Source organism: Candidatus Erwinia haradaeae (assembly GCF_900699015.1).
Classification (GTDB): domain Bacteria; phylum Pseudomonadota; class Gammaproteobacteria; order Enterobacterales; family Enterobacteriaceae; genus Erwinia_E; species Erwinia_E haradaeae_E.
In genome coordinates, this window is sequence record NZ_LR217737.1 from 841,690 (window position 1) to 858,180 (window position 16,491).

10 protein-coding genes, 2 tRNA genes and 2 pseudogenes are annotated in these 16,491 nt (G+C 34.5%); all 14 read right to left on the reverse strand.

Translation table 11 applies throughout. The features are described from left to right. Window positions 1–20: 20 nt before the first annotated feature. The gene (gene truB, locus ERCIPICE3303_RS02485; protein WP_157991141.1) at window positions 21–968 is read right to left on the reverse strand and encodes a tRNA pseudouridine(55) synthase TruB; all 948 of its coding nucleotides are present in this window, start codon (window positions 966–968) and stop codon (window positions 21–23) included. After that, window positions 965–1,381, reverse strand: a complete 417-nt coding sequence (rbfA, locus tag ERCIPICE3303_RS02490; RefSeq protein ID WP_157991142.1) for a 30S ribosome-binding factor RbfA — start codon at window positions 1,379–1,381, stop codon at window positions 965–967. The genes truB and rbfA overlap by 4 nt, the downstream gene beginning before the upstream one ends. A gap of 171 nt (window positions 1,382–1,552) precedes the next feature. After that, window positions 1,553–3,730: pseudogene (gene infB / locus ERCIPICE3303_RS02495) on the reverse strand (translation initiation factor IF-2); the annotation flags it as partial. Between the two features lie 233 nt (window positions 3,731–3,963). Continuing rightward, window positions 3,964–4,246: pseudogene (locus ERCIPICE3303_RS03355) on the reverse strand (IF-2-associated domain-containing protein); the annotation flags it as partial. Window positions 4,247–4,270: 24 nt separating this feature from the next. Further along, window positions 4,271–5,779: a transcription termination factor NusA gene (gene nusA, locus ERCIPICE3303_RS02500; protein WP_157991144.1), complete on the reverse strand. Its 1,509-nt coding sequence runs from the start codon at window positions 5,777–5,779 to the stop codon at window positions 4,271–4,273. Between the two features lie 674 nt (window positions 5,780–6,453). Next, a tRNA-Met gene (locus ERCIPICE3303_RS02505) sits at window positions 6,454–6,530 on the reverse strand. Between the two features lie 60 nt (window positions 6,531–6,590). After that, a tRNA-Leu gene (locus ERCIPICE3303_RS02510) sits at window positions 6,591–6,677 on the reverse strand. Between the two features lie 56 nt (window positions 6,678–6,733). Then, window positions 6,734–7,078 (reverse strand): preprotein translocase subunit SecG, encoded by a 345-nt coding sequence (gene secG, locus ERCIPICE3303_RS02515; RefSeq protein ID WP_157991145.1) that lies wholly within the window; start codon window positions 7,076–7,078, stop codon window positions 6,734–6,736. An 850-nt stretch (window positions 7,079–7,928) separates the two neighbouring features. Then, window positions 7,929–9,266, reverse strand: a complete 1,338-nt coding sequence (glmM, locus tag ERCIPICE3303_RS02520) for a phosphoglucosamine mutase (RefSeq protein ID WP_157991146.1) — start codon at window positions 9,264–9,266, stop codon at window positions 7,929–7,931. A gap of 5 nt (window positions 9,267–9,271) precedes the next feature. After that, window positions 9,272–10,114: a dihydropteroate synthase gene (gene folP / locus ERCIPICE3303_RS02525; protein WP_157991147.1), complete on the reverse strand. Its 843-nt coding sequence runs from the start codon at window positions 10,112–10,114 to the stop codon at window positions 9,272–9,274. 87 nt (window positions 10,115–10,201) lie between these two features. Beyond that, window positions 10,202–12,139, reverse strand: coding sequence for an ATP-dependent zinc metalloprotease FtsH (gene ftsH / locus ERCIPICE3303_RS02530; protein ID WP_157991311.1), 1,938 nt, complete (start codon window positions 12,137–12,139; stop codon window positions 10,202–10,204). Between the two features lie 120 nt (window positions 12,140–12,259). After that, window positions 12,260–12,889: a 23S rRNA (uridine(2552)-2'-O)-methyltransferase RlmE gene (gene rlmE / locus ERCIPICE3303_RS02535; RefSeq protein WP_157991148.1), complete on the reverse strand. Its 630-nt coding sequence runs from the start codon at window positions 12,887–12,889 to the stop codon at window positions 12,260–12,262. A gap of 688 nt (window positions 12,890–13,577) precedes the next feature. After that, window positions 13,578–14,060, reverse strand: coding sequence for a transcription elongation factor GreA (greA, locus tag ERCIPICE3303_RS02540; RefSeq protein ID WP_157991149.1), 483 nt, complete (start codon window positions 14,058–14,060; stop codon window positions 13,578–13,580). Between the two features lie 616 nt (window positions 14,061–14,676). After that, window positions 14,677–16,038, reverse strand: coding sequence for a tRNA uridine-5-carboxymethylaminomethyl(34) synthesis GTPase MnmE (gene mnmE / locus ERCIPICE3303_RS02545; protein WP_157991150.1), 1,362 nt, complete (start codon window positions 16,036–16,038; stop codon window positions 14,677–14,679). Window positions 16,039–16,491: the final 453 nt, after the last annotated feature.

The following is a 16,491-nucleotide window of genomic DNA, read 5'->3' on the forward strand; positions in this document are numbered from 1 at the left end:
TTATAGTACTGAATACTACATTATGAATCATAAATAACTGAGACCAAGCGACGAGGAAACATGCTTCCATCAGAAGTCAGCTCTGCCATACCAAGAAAATTATCTTGATTTCCTTCAGTTACACGCACTAGTCCAGGTGATAGAGAGTTGACTACTCGAACTGAGCAACCTTTCTTAAAATGGTCAGCTAATATAGGTAATAAATTTATAATCGGATATGAGTAGGCGGGGCTGTCTATTGACATAAGAAGAGAATCTAAATCATGTTTCGATACGATCCCAGCAAGAAAGGCTTTATCTTTTATTTTTTGAAGACTATCTAAAGTTATCATCTTATCCATCGGATAATGTGCAACCTGTAAACGACGTAAATAGATCACATGTGCACCACAGCCAAGTTTTTCGCCAAGATCATCAATAATAGTTCGAATATATGTTCCTTTCGACACATGCATCTCTAATTTGAGCTCATCTCCATCATAATTTATACAATGTAACTTATGTACTATAATCCTACGTGATTTGCGTGGTACATGTATGCCCTTTCGAGCATATTGATAAAGTCTATGTCCTTGATATTTTATGGCTGAATACATTGGAGGAGTTTGTTCTATTTCACCACGAAAACTATTCAATGATGTTTCCAACATATGATCAGTAAATATGACTGGTCGTTCACTTAAGATACTACCTTCTACATCTGAAGTAGTAGTTCTTTGTCCAAGTTTAGCAATAACCTGATAATATTTATCGGAATCAAGTAAATATCGCGCAAATTTAGTTGCCTCCCCTAAACAAATAGGTAGCATGCCACTAGCTAACGGGTCTAATGTACCAGTATGACCTGCACGATTGGCATGATACAAACGCTTTACTGTTTGTAAAGCGCTATTAGAGGAAAGGCCAGAAGGCTTGTCTAATAACAAGACACCATGCACGTCGCGCCGAAGATAGGATTGATTTCTCATAGATCTAAATGACCTTCTTCTTTGTTTCTTTCTGCTAAATCTCGTCTATTTATATCACGACTCACTAGAGAAGAAATTAAATTAGACATACGCTCACCTTCTATCATAGAATTATCATGATAAAAAGTTAAGCGAGGTATCACTCGAAACTTCATTATTTTACTCAATAATCCACGAATATAGCCAGAAGCCCTTGATAAAGCTATCAAACGAATTTGAATTTTCGTATCTTCTTTTTCATTTAGAAATGTAACAAATACTTTGGCATGAGATAAATCACGGGAGACATCAACACCAGAAACAGTCACCATGATATTTAGACGTGGATCTTGAATTTCAGATTGCAGAATAACAGCAATTTCTCTGTGTAATTCCTGAGAAATACGCTGTAAACGACCGCATTCTTTTTCCATATAAATAACCTCTAGATATCAAATCAGCTAGAGAGGCCCATTTCATAGATTGTTAACATAATAGAGCCTCGACTATAAACCATTTTATACCTTATAACCTGGATAAAGCAGTAATATTATATGTCATAAATTACAATATCGACCCAATTCTTACGTTCTCCATCAACGATGTTAATCAATAGTGCGTTGTATTTCAATAATTTCAAAAACTTCAATAATATCCCCTACACGAACATCATTATAATTTTTTACACCAATACCACATTCCATCCCATTACGTACTTCATTTACATCATCTTTAAATCGTCTAAGCGATTCTAATTCACCTTCATAAATTACTACGTTATCACGCAAGACACGAATTGGATTATGACGCTTAATAGTACCTTCAGTTACCATGCAACCAGCAATAGCACTAAACTTAGGGGACTTAAAAATATCACGAACAGCCGCTAAACCTATAATTTTTTGTTTATATTCAGGCGATAACATTCCATTCATCGCTAATTTTACTTCATTAATAAGATTGTATATAATTGAATAATAACGAAGATCTATATTTTCTACATCTACAATTCTTCGTGCTGATGCATCAGCACGTACATTAAAGCCAATTAAAATTGCATTAGAGGCTGCAGCTAATGTAGCATCAGTTTCTGTAATTCCACCTACTCCAGAACCAATAATTTTAACTTGTACTTCTGCAGTAGATAAGGTAATTAGTGCATCTGAAATAGCTTCTACCGAACCCTGAACATCAGCTTTTAACACAATGTTCATTTCAGATATCTCACCCTCTTTAATACTAGAAAACATTTTTTCTAGTTTAGCTTTTTGTTGGCGAGCTAATTTTATTTCTCGAAATTTACCTTGACGATATAATGCAACTTCACGAGCTTTCTTCTCGTCACGGACTACTGTAGCAATATCACCTGCTACTGGTACTCCAGACATACCTAGAATTTCAACTGGAATTGATGGGCCTGCCGTTAAAACCTCACAACCCAATTCATCACGCATTGCGCGAATCCGTCCATATTCAAGACCACATAAAACAATATCACCTTTCTTTATCGTACCTTCACGAACTAAAATAGTGGCAATAGGACCTCGACCTTTATCTAAGAAAGACTCAATTACTATACCTCCTGCCATACCATGACGTGCTGCTGTTAGTTCTAGCATTTCTGCTTGAAGAAGAATAGCCTTTAACAACTCATCAATTCCACTACCAGTTTTTGCTGAAAGATTAATAAAAATATTCTCACCACCCCACTCTTCCGCAACAATACCATATGGAGTTAGTTCATGTTTAATGCGATCTGGATCAGATTCAACTTTATCGCATTTGTTCACTGCAACCACAACGGGAACATTAGCTGCTTTAGCATGCTGAATTGCCTCAATAGTCTGGGGCATGACTCCGTCGTCTGCAGCCACTACTAAAATAACAATATCTGTAACCTTAGTTCCACGCGCTCTCATGGCAGTAAAAGCAGCATGCCCTGGTGTGTCTAAAAAGGTAATCATACCATTGACTGTTTCAACATGGTAGGCACCGATATGTTGAGTAATACCTCCCACTTCTCCGACAGCAACTTTAGTAGAACGAATGTAATCCAACAAAGATGTTTTACCGTGATCTACATGGCCCATAATAGTCACAACGGGGGCACGTGAAATTAAAACGACATCAGTATCGCGATCACTCATTAAAGCTGCTTCTAACTCATTTTCTCGTCGTAATATTACTTTATGACCCATCTCTTCTGCTGCTAACTGTGCAGTTTCCTGATCAATAACCTGATTAATCGTTGCTAAAACACCCAATTTCATCATAGTTTTAACAACTTCAGAACCTTTTACAGCCATCTTATTGGCTAATTCTGACACAGTAATAGTTTCACCAATCATTACATCACGATTAATTACCTGTACAGGTTTATGAAAACTTTGTTGCAAAGAGCTTGTTTTACGTTTCCCACCTTTACCATAACGAACTTGTGCTCGCGCTTCTTCACGATCAGTTTTCGCTTCAGAATGTTTATTACCTTTTTTCCGTACCTGAATTTTAGGAGTTCGTGCAGAACGACTTCGACGTTCATTTTCAACCTGAGCATCATTCTCATCTTCTGCTGCTCTGGCATGGGTGGAGGTCGTAACGTGATAGTCAGAAGTATCCTCTATTTCTTTAATAACTGCTGCCCACTCTTCACCTTTTTCTTCTGCCATTTTACGTGCTTCGTCTGAAACACGTTTAGCTTCTTCTTCAATCTTACGATGTGCCTCTTCTTCAGATTTACGCTTTAATTCCAACACTTGCGCTTCACGACGAGCTTTATCAGTCTGAGACATAGACGCAATAGTATTAAAGTTTTTAGTACTTACTTCTTTTCTTTCTGTTATTTGACGATTAAATTTATTATTTTTTATATGTTTTGTATTTTCTATCTTCTTAATCAACTCTGAATCCAATTCTAGAGACTGAGATTTAATATTATCTTTGTGATTGTCAATAAATTTGGATTCATGATGTACTTGCGTGTCTCCTTCTTTTTTTATTGAGTGAGTTGAAGAATAATTCGTATAAGTTCGTTTTTTGCGGATCTCAATTTGTACTGATTTCCTTTTACCTCCAGTTCCTAAAACGTTCAAGGTGCTACGCGTCTTACGTTGCAGAGTCAACTTGCTAGATCTACTAGCATGATCACGGTTAAGATGAGCAAGCAACACCTCTTTTTCATGCTGATTCACAAAATCAGTTTCAGATTTTTTGATTCCTGCATCAGCAAATTTTTGTACTAGACGTTCTGTCGATGTCTGAATTTCTACAGCCAACGATTTTATAGTCACATCTCTCGTCATGCTACTCCTTCCTGCTACAATTTATTATGCGTCAGCATCGAACCAACATATATTACGTGCAGCCATAATTAGTTTTCCAGCCTGCAACTCATCAGTTAGACCCTCAATATCTGACAAATCATCAATACCTTGTTCCGCAAGGTCTTCTAAAGTACGGACTCCTTTTTTAGCCAGCCTAAAAGCTAACTCTCTCTCTAATCCTGCTAAATTAAGTAAATCTTCAGATGGCTGAATATCAATCACACCTTGTTCTCTAGCAAGGGCAAGAGTAGTTAATACATCTTTAGCTCTATCACGTAAAACTTTTACCATAGGAACATCTAAACCATGAATTTCTAATAACTCATTAAGAGGAACATACGCTAACTCTTCTAAAGAAGAAAAACCAGCTTGCACAAGCATAATAGAGACATTCTCATCAGTGTTTAAATATTTAATAAAAATATTGACAGCCTGATCAGCTTCAGCCTGATGTTTTGCTTGTAAATCCTCTAGTTTCATTACGTTTAGATCCCATCCGCTCAGCTGTGAAGCTAAACGAACATTTTGACCATTACGACCAATCGCTTGTGCTAAATTTCCAGCCTCTACAGCAATATCCATTGTATGAGCATCCTCATCTACGACAATAGAAGTTACGTCTGCTGGGGCCATAGCATTAATTACAAACTGCGCCGGATTATCGTCCCAAAGTATAATATCAATACGCTCGCCACCCAACTCACTAGATACTGCCTGAACACGAGCTCCACGCATACCAACACATGCACCAATTGGATCAATGCGCTTATCGTTAGTTTTTACTGCGATTTTAGCTCGTGAACCTGGGTCACGAACCACAGCTTTAATCTCAAGAAGTTCTTCAGCAATCTCAGGAACTTCAATACGAAGTAATTCAATTAACATTTCAGGCCGAGAACGACTTACTAATAACTGAGCTCCACGTATTTCAGGGCGTACAGAATATAATACTCCTCTAACACGATCTCCAGGTCGAAAATTTTCACGAGGTAACATATCTTCACGGATAATTACCGCCTCTGCGATAGTATTAGAACTATCGTTTGAACGAACTTCAAGAGAAATAATATCACGACTAACTTTTTTCACTATGCTAGTAATAATTTTCCCTTCTTGTTTACGAAACTGATCTATAATCATAGCACGCTCCGCTTCACGCATTTTCTGTACAATCACTTGTTTAGCGGTCTGAGTTGTAATACGGTCAAAAGTAACAGATTCAATCTGGTCTTCAACATATTTACCCAAAGAAAGCGAATTATCATCATATAATGCAGCTTCTAATGTAATTTCGCAGGTAGGATGACTAACTTCTTCAACGATACGCCAACGACGAAAGGTGTCAAAGTAGCCACTTTTTCGATCAATTATCACGCGCACATCAATGTCGTGCTCATATTTTTTTTTAGTGGCTATTCCCAGCGCACTCTCTAGCGCTTCAAAAATCTTCTCACGTGGGAGCGACTTCTCATTAGAGACCGCTTCTACAACAGCTAAGATTTCTTTATTCATCCCAGTATGCCTCAATCCAGACTTCGAAAGGTAGGAAACCGCGTTCGCTTGCTAGATGTTAATTAGCACATATTGTGTCGTTACCCTTGCAAACAGTTACCATCGTGTCTTTAAAAACTAAAGAGTAGCCTGCTACTTCCAGGGTTCTGAACTGTAATACATAAAACGCGACTCGACTGTATCCAATATTATCTACACCATTATATGAATAATTTATTTAAGATCCTTAAAAGCTACAGCAGTCCCTGATTACCTCTTTATTTTTAATCTACAACCATAATAATTCAGTTAAGACAAATAAAACTACTATAAAATGGACATCAATATCTTAATGTATATGTCTTAACATTATAGTAAGATGAAAGAATAAAAACTATATTCTGATTTATTAAAAAATAACATCCCATCTTCAATATAGAGATAATCTTTATTAGTAAAGGTTCAAAACCAATAAAAAACTTTTACATTAAACTCAATCAGTAGATGTAAAAAAAGGGCCTATAGAGCCCAGCAACCCTTAGTCCAGTAATAAAAAACCCCGAAATATTTCGGGGTTTTTTATTACTGGACTATTGTAACCCGCTTATAGAAGTTCGGTAACGTCCAAAAGTGATTCGTTAATAATCTACCATATATTTTATATAAAACTATATCACCAAAATAGTTAATCAAAGTGGTTGCGGGAGTTGGATTTGAACCAACGACCTTCGGGTTATGAGCCCGACGAGCTACCAAACTGCTCCACCCCGCGGTTTATTATATACTCATCCAAAACAAATAAACAAGTAAAATTTAATAAGAAAAGATTTTATGGTACCGAGGACGGGACTTGAACCCGTAAGCCTATTTAGGCACTACCACCTCAAGGTAGCGTGTCTACCAATTCCACCACCCCGGCTTTTCAGCCTACCAAACTATTTCTACTTACTAATTGAATAAATATCCTACTCTTCATTAAGGAAGAACGTGTTTTTTCATAGAAGGAAGTGAAGAGGGATCTTGGTGATCGAAGTTCTCTACACGGAGCGCCTCTTGCCATTTATCATCTCTCTTAGTAGAGTGACTATTAATATTGCCTACGATTAAGCTAATTAAAAAAAATAAAATAGCTAGAAAGGGAATTATATAACGGGTTAAGAAATTTGCTGAGCCACTAGAACCAAAAAAGGTACTAGAAGCGCCTGTTCTGAAAGACGTTTCCATTCCTATACCGGATCCCTTCTGTAATAAAATTAAAACAATCATTGCGATTGCTATTACAATAAAAATAAACAAAAGAACTGTATACATAGTGAACATTCTGACTTTTATTACCTCTAAAAATCACAATCTAACAAATCTCTTTACAATTAAAATTAATAATCCCACTTTTTTTTGTTTTTATATTAAAATATACAACATAGAATCTCTATTCATGTATATTAATTTACTAAATATAGATTAAAAATAAAATAATATATTTACTAATATCTACTTATTTCTAATCTTTATAAGATATCCTTCATTAATGATATCTAATCTTTTTAGTAGATAAATCTACACTGTATTTATAGTAGTGATAATAAACATACTATCTTATTTTTATTGAATTTTTATTACTAATTATTTAACTTATCTATCCTTTAATACAATAGATTATTGTTAATCTTCATACAAATGATAAATCAAAAAATACATTTATTTATTTAAATAAAATAATAAAAAACTTTACTCCTATTCAATAATAACAAAAAAAACCAATTTATATTACAATTGTCATTTAAAAGAAAAGTACTATATCTAAAAATAAAATTCCTAATATAATCTAATAAAAAATTCTACTTTCTCTTGACTGATATTTATAGATTCGAAATCTATTTCAATACAGTGATTTTTCATTTTAGAAATTGAGCATACACAATTATTAATTTATAAGTCAAGGTAATTATTTTAAAAATTAGAAAAAATCTTTATATATTTTACTTTATCAAACTACAATCCAAAATATTAATATGTAATCCATATCTTACAAAACACAAACACAAAATAAAAAATTAAATGATATTTAATCTATCTCGTTATTTTTAATATCTAGTAAAAACTAGATAATAAACAATCAATCTTTAATCCAATACTCATCAAATAGTAATTAATTATAAAATAATCAAATCTATATTATAGTTTTTATCACATGAGCAATATGTTGAGCCAAGATAGTTACTTGATCAAAATTATCTCCTTCGACCATAATGCGAATTAATGGTTCAGTACCAGATTTACGTAAAAGAACACGTCCACGACCTTGTAATTTTAATTCTGCTTGATATTTCAGTTCTTGAACTTGTATTGATTCTAATGGATTCTGATTCCCATTACAACATACATTAATCACTTTTTGAGGAAAAAGTTTAATACCACTACATAAATCATATAAAGTACTATTATTATTTAACATGACAGCCAATACTTGTAAACTAGCAATGATACCGTCACCAGTAGTAGTTTTATCTAACAAAATAACGTGCCCAGAGTTTTCTGCCCCTAATCGCCACCCCTTTTCTCTTAGCATCTCCAGTATATAGCGATCACCAACGCTAGACCGAGCAAATGGAATACCTAACTCTTTAAGAGCAATCTCCAATCCCATATTACTCATAATCGTTCCAACTACACCGCCCTTTAACTCCTTTCGATTTAATCCGTCACGAGCAATTAAATATAAAATTTGATCACCATCAACTTTATGACCAAGATGATCAACCATAATGATTCTGTCACCATCACCATCATAAGCCAATCCTACATCAGCGTTTTCTTCAACTACACGCGATTGCAGTAAACGTAGATCAGTAGAACCGCAATTTTTATTAATATTCATTCCATCAGGCTGCACACCAATGGCAATTACTGTGGCACCAAGATCACGTAAAACATGAGGTGCAATATGATAAGTTGCTCCATTGGCACAATCGACTACAATCTTTAATGTCTTAAGTGTTAAATAACTCGGAAATGTACCTTTACAAAACTCAATATATCGACGAGTAGCATCACGAATATACCTAGTCTGACCTAAAGTCGTAGGATCTGCACAAGTAAATGATTTTTCTATTTCATCTTCAATCGCTAATTCTACTTCATCAGAAAACTTATTACCCTCATTCGAAAAAAACTTAATACCATTATCATTAAAAAAATTATGTGATGCAGAAATAACAATTCCAGCAGAAGCGCGACAAGCGCGAGTTAAATAGGCTATAGCTGGTGTTGGAATAGGACCAGTCAAAGCCGTCGATAATCCAGCTGCTGATAATCCAGCCCCTAAAGAAGATTCTAACATATAACCAGATATTCTCGTATCTTTTCCAATAATAATCTGTCTCAAGTCATTACGTAATAACACTTTTCCTACAGACCATCCTAACTTTAATATAAAATCTGGAGTAATAGGTAACTGACCTACTCTACCACGAATTCCATCTGTACCAAAATATTTTCGTATACGCATGCTATTTATATGTCCTTACCATGAATAGCTTGCATAGCTTCAACAATTTTCAACGCCTCTATAGTTTCTTTTACATCATGAACACGAAAAATATGAGCACCCTGAAGTGCAGCAATAACGGCACAAGCTAGACTTCCGCTTAAACTATGCAAAGGCCTTATACCTAATAATTTATGCACCATACTCTTGCGTGATATACCCACTAACAATGGTACATCAAAATGATTTAATCGTTTCAAATTACCTAATAATTGATAATTATGAATAATACTTTTACCAAAACCAAAACCAGGATCAAGTACTAATTGAACTTTTTTAATTCCAATATCTTCACAACGAGCAATATGTTCTAGAAAAAATGCTTCTACGTCATGCAAGACATTATGATAATATGGATTGTCTTGCATATTATGAGGCTGGCCTCGCATATGGACTAAGCAAACAGGTAACCCCACTTTCTGCGCCATAGCAAGTGCACCTGGCAACCTTAAAGAACGGATATCATTAATCATATACGCACCAGCTTGTGCTGCTTGACTTATTACCTCAGGCTTGGATGTATTAATTGAGATCCAAACTGAAAAGCGTTGAGAAATAGATTCAATTATCGGTATAACACGTTCTAATTCTTCTTCTACGCTTACGCCCAAAGCATAGGGACGAGTGGATTCCCCGCCAACATCAATAATAGTAGCGCCAGAATGAATCATCTTATTAACGTAGGTAAGTACCTTATCTAATATTTGATGTTTTCCTCCATCAAAAAAAGAATCAGGAGTCATATTCAAAATACCCATCACATGAGGATAAGTTAAATCTAGCATGACGCCTTTTGCCCATAACTTCATAATACATCATCTCCAGTTTTGAGCCATCTCACTCTTTGAACTGATCACTCTTTATCAGACTTATTCCTAATAACTATACGATTGTATTTACTTACCCCTAGTCCTTTCTAAAATCGTATTATTAAGACTAGGTGTATTAGATATATTCTCTAAAGTAGGAGCATCTGATATACTATTCTTCTCATCTAAATTATTGATTTGGTCAAGATCCATCCATCCTTCTGGATCACGTACTGTGCGACGCGCCATTAAATCCTCAATCTGAGATGAATCAATAGTCTCATACTTCATTAACGCCTCCTTCATAGCATGAAGGATATCAATATTCTCATGAAGAATCGAGCGCGCACGTTGATAATTAGTTTCAATTAACTTTTTAACCTCTTGATCAATTATGCGCGAAGTTTCATCAGACATATGCTTAGGTTTTGCTACTGAGCGTCCAAGGAATACCTCACCTTCTTCCTCTGCATATAAAAGGGGACCGAGTTTTTCTGAAAAACCCCATTGTGTCACCATATTACGAGCAATCGATGTTGCTACTTTAATATCGTTAGACGCACCTGTAGATACATTTTTAATACCATAAATAAGCTCTTCTGCTAAACGTCCACCGTATAAAGTAGAAATCTGGCTTTCTAGTTTTTGTCTACTAGCGTTAATTGAATCACCTTCAGGTAGGAAGAAAGTTACACCTAAAGCTCGGCCTCGAGGAATAATAGTAACTTTATGAACTGGATCGTGTTCAGGAACTAATCGACCGATAATCGCATGACCGGCTTCATGATATGCAGTGGATGCTTTCTGTGCTTCAGTCATAACCATAGAGCGACGCTCTGCACCCATCATAATTTTATCCTTGGCTTTTTCAAATTCAAGCATAGATACTATTTGCTTATTATTGCGAGCGGCAAAAAGTGCAGCTTCATTAACTAAGTTAGCAAGATCTGCACCAGAAAAACCAGGAGTACTACGAGCAATAATCCCCATCTCAACATCAGCTGATATAGGTACACACCGTATATGCACTTTTAAAATTTGCTCACGACCTCTTACATCCGGCAAACCAACTACAACTTGTCGATCAAAACGACCAGGACGTAATAATGCTGGATCTAAGACATCAGGACGATTAGTTGCTGCAATTACAATAATCCCTTCATTACCTTCAAAACCATCCATCTCAACTAACATTTGATTTAATGTTTGTTCACGTTCATCATGACCTCCACCTAATCCAGCTCCTCTTTGACGACCTACTGCATCAATTTCATCAATAAAAATGATACATGGTGAAGCTTTTTTTGCCTGCTCAAACATATCACGGACACGAGAGGCACCAACACCAACAAACATTTCGACAAAATCAGAACCAGAAATAGTAAAAAATGGTACTTTAGCTTCACCAGCAATTGCTTTTGCAAGAAGCGTCTTTCCAGTACCTGGAGGTCCAACCATCAGTAAACCTTTTGGAATTTTACCACCTAATTGTTGAAATCGACTAGGCTCGCGAAGATAATCAACTAATTCACTTACTTCTTCTTTTGCCTCATCACAACCAGCAATATCAGAAAAAGTAGTTTTAATTTGATCATCAATTAACATTCGGGCTTTACTTTTTCCGAAAGACATCGCTCCCTTTCCACCACCAACCTGTATTTGACGCATAAAGAAAATCCACACACCAATAAGCAGAAACATCGGAAACCATGAAATAAAAATCGATGTTAAAAGACTAGGTTCTTCAGGCGGATCTCCAAGAACCTTAACATTTTTAGCCAATAAATTATCCAATAACTTTGGATCACTTATAGGGAGATAAGTCACATACCTTCGACTATTGCTTGTCAATACATAAATTTTCCTACCACTAATACGTGCTTCACGTACTTGATCCTGATTTACTTCTGATAAAAAAGTAGTATAATCAACCTGATGATTATTTGACTCATTAGGTCCAAAACTCTGAAATATCGACATAAGCACAACTACAATAACTAGCCAAAGAATTAAGTTTTTTGCCATATCGCTCAAGTAATTAACCTCATATTATACACGCCACAAATCAATAACATTAAGTACCGCTCTATACATCCCTTATACCTATAATTAGGATACTCTAAAATCTCTCTTCTAGGATTCTAATTATAGAATTAGCCCAGTAGCAATAATGTAAACCTCACGAGAACAAGGACGTGAAGAATTCGGTTTACGAATTTTTACACTAGTAAATAGAGAATGCATCTCTTGTAAATATTCTTCAAAACCCTCGCCATAAAATGCTTTTACTACAAATCTCCCATTAAATGATAAAACCTTGCAACAGACCTCTAATGCAATTTCACACAAATATAATGATTGTGAAATATCAATAACAGAGTTACCAGTTAAATTAGGAGCCATATCAGACATCACTACCTGAGCCTTAGTAAGACCTATCCGTTCTAAAATAGCGTCTATCAATAGTGGATCTCGAATATCTCCTTGTAAAAAATCAACTCCAACAATCGGTTTCATTAACACAAGGTCACAAGCAATTAAACGACCAGTAGAACCGATCTTACTTAATGCATATTGCGACCATCCTCCTGGATAGGATCCTAAATCAATCACTGTCATGCCATGACTAAATAATTTATCGGTTTTTTGTATAGAATCTAACTTAAACCAAGAGCGTGATCGTAAACCTTGTTTTTTCGCTTGAATAACATATGGATCACTTAAGTGTTTTTGAAACCACCGATTAGAACTTGCCGCACGCTTGTTAGCCCTCATATTACTTCCAAATCTATTTCAAGATTAGTAAAAACTAGATAGATCCAGCAATCATCTACACTATAAGTAGTATATAAACAATAGATAGAATCCATACAATAAAAATACAAATTAATACAGCAACGTGCTTTTATCTAAAGATCATCTATGAATTATGTAACTTATTATGCATATAGAAAACAAGATACTTTGATTATAAATCAATACTTTATATAACCACACAAATGAAAATCAGATATTCACTTATTCTCATAAAGTACCTACAAAAACATACAATAATTCCTTATTATACAGATTGATTTCTATGAAAAAATATGATATTTAAAAAATAAAATATGCATGTATAATTATTAAAAGTATCACTAGAACTCTCCAAGGCACCATCCTCTTAATGTCTTTTAAATATAAAAATTTGTGTAAGACCTAACCCTGAATCTTAATACATTAAGATACCAATCTTGGTCTAAAGAAAAGACATTACTTATTGAGTAATATAAGACTTAATTTTTATTAAAATACCTTTGTATTTATATGCTATTCAATATAATCTTGTAGATATTATACAAGATTCTTAACAAAGAACAAATAAGAAGAATGTAAAACAAACACTTACTTGACTACATAGTATTCATTAATCATTATGACTCTGCATTATAATGATTTAATCTTATGATTAAAGATAGAAAAACTAGAGGTATTCTACTCGTACAATTTGATATTCAATATCACCTCCAGGCGCTTTAATCAGAGTAATATCCTCTATCATCTTTCCGATCAATCCACGCGCCATTGGCGAATTAACTGAGATTAATTTTTTTTTAAAATCTGCTTCATCATCACCTACAATACAATATGTAAACTCTTGCTTAGTTTCTATATTAAGAACTGTAACCGTAGAACCAAAAATCACCCGTCCATTAGCATTAGAAGCCATTTTTGTAACATCAATAATTTGAGAATGTGAAAGTTTTGCTTCTAATTCTTGAATACGCCCTTCACAGAAGCCTTGCTCTTCACGAGCAGCATGATATTCCGCATTCTCTTTTAAATCACCATACTCACGAGCAGAAGCAATTGCAGAAATCATTGCAGGTCTTTTTATATTTTTTAGTTCTTCTAATTCTTGACGCAGTTTGTTTACACCTCTTAATGTCATTGGAATCTGATTCATTATTACACCTCCCAATACCGACTGATTCAATCTCTTATGACACTGAAAGTCATATAAAATATTTTACATCCTCTATAATATAATTTTAAATCAATTATCCTGACAAATACAATCACACTATACACAAAAGAAATTTTCAACCAATAAGAAATACATCACTCTAATACTAGACATAGATTTTACTTTAGCTCTCTCTCCAATCACTAATGTTATACTTATATAATCTACAATTCACTACAAGATTATGCAAATATGATTTCTTTTGATGATAAAAAGGAATGATATAACAATATCAAAACTTCTACTTCTCCACAATGAATAATGAAAATACCAGAATCTGATCAAAATTTACTTAAAGAAAACTAAAACTCAAATTTAATAGATATGTAACTCCTCACCTAGTACCTCTTCACTGATCTAATAGATATAAACTTATAATAATCATCCATTAATAAATAGAACCTAATAATAATACTAACTCTAAAAGTATATTGAAACACCTTATTAATATTTTTAAATATTTAATACTGCCTTCTTTCTAAATATCTATCATATCAATGACTATTGTTTATATAGTCATGATAGATGAATTGAATATTATTCACTCACTTTCTGCTTACTTACCAATACAAAAACTAGAAAATATACGATCCAATAAATCATTAGAACTAAATAAACCAGTAATCTCACCCAATACCTCTTGGGCTAAACGTAAGTCTTCAGCTAATAAATCCTGCTCCTGCTCTAAGAATAGGTGATGGCAAGCATTCTTAAGATACATGTCAGCCAGCGCCAAAGCTTCTACATGGCGACGCCTAGCAAGAAAAGCACCTTCAATTGCACCCATTGAACCTATTTTAAGCTTTAAATGAGTATTTAGATCAGTAATACCTTCTCGAGTACATGCTGATAGGAAAATAACTGAATACCCATCCTTTTCTAAAATTCCTATTTTTTCATTTGTTAAATCAACTTTATTTCGCACTATAGTGAAAGGAGGTATCTTATCTAAAAGATGAACAGGATCTGGCCAGATCTTTTCTGGATTAATATCATTCGTACAAGTTGCATCACAAACAAATAGCACATGGTCAGCTTGTTTAATCTCGTTCCAAGCTCGCTCGATACCGATCTTCTCTATTTCATTACTAGCCTCATGAAGTCCAGCAGTATCTATAATACAACATGGTATACCATTAAAATTAACATGCTCACGTAATACATCGCGCGTAGTACCTGCAATATCAGTGACAATAGCAGATGAACGTCCAACAAGTATATTAAAAATAGTAGATTTTCCTGCATTAGGCTTTCCAGCAATAACCACCTTTAATCCTTCACGAAGGATGCTACCCAAATGTGCTTCTTTTCGCACTAAATCTAGATAAGAAATTACTTTCTCAAGCTCTATTTTTATCCTATCGGAAAAGACATCAATCTCTTCATCTGGAAAATTAAGCATAGTTTCTACGTACATTCTAAGATTAGTTAATACTTCAACTAAATCTTTCACTCGAGTCGCAAATCTACCTTGCAATGAGTTCATAGCTGAACGTGCTGCCTGTTCTGTGCTAGCATTAATTAAATCAGAAATTGCTTCGGCCTGAGTAAGATCTATTTTATCATTCAGAAAGGCCCGTTCTGAAAACTCACCGGGCTTAGCAATACGTAACCCAGGTAGCAACAAAACACGCTTTAAGAGAAGATCTAAAATAACTGGACCACCGTGCCCTTGCAGCTCTAAAACATCTTCACCCGTAAAAGAATGTGGAGCAGGAAACCATAGCGCAATACCCTGATCTAAGATATCACCATTTAAATCAAAAAATGGAAGATATTCCGCATACCGGGGTCTCGGCAATATGCCAAGCACTTGTCGTGCCACCTCATCCGCTTGATGACCAGAAACACGTAAAATCCCAATACTACCATGTCCGGCAGCAGTTGCTTGCGCTACAATCGTATCACTATAATGCATGGATCGTTCTCTTTTTTAGAGTACTATTAGTAAGTAACCACTAGATCTAAGAATTACTGTACCTGCATAAAAAATATGATCTATTCACAAAGTATAACTTGCTTAAGAACTGACAAAATTGTTTATTTAAATCTTTATTACTTAATTATCAAACACTTATATCAGCCATCATTATCGATATAATATTAAAATAACTTTATTGATATGAGTATTTTATAAAAATAACAGACTCATTATCTAAGATAACAAAACATTACATTAGATTAATGACAACAGTTAACATCTAATAGATCAATACAAATACTAAATAATATTATAATTATCTAATCTATATGATATCTCTACCTTTCTCGCGACATTAAGTAATCATACCAATTCAACCTTCCTGTAAAAATAATTAACAATACTACTTACTACCGATCAAAATCAACTAATAACAATATACTAACTCTC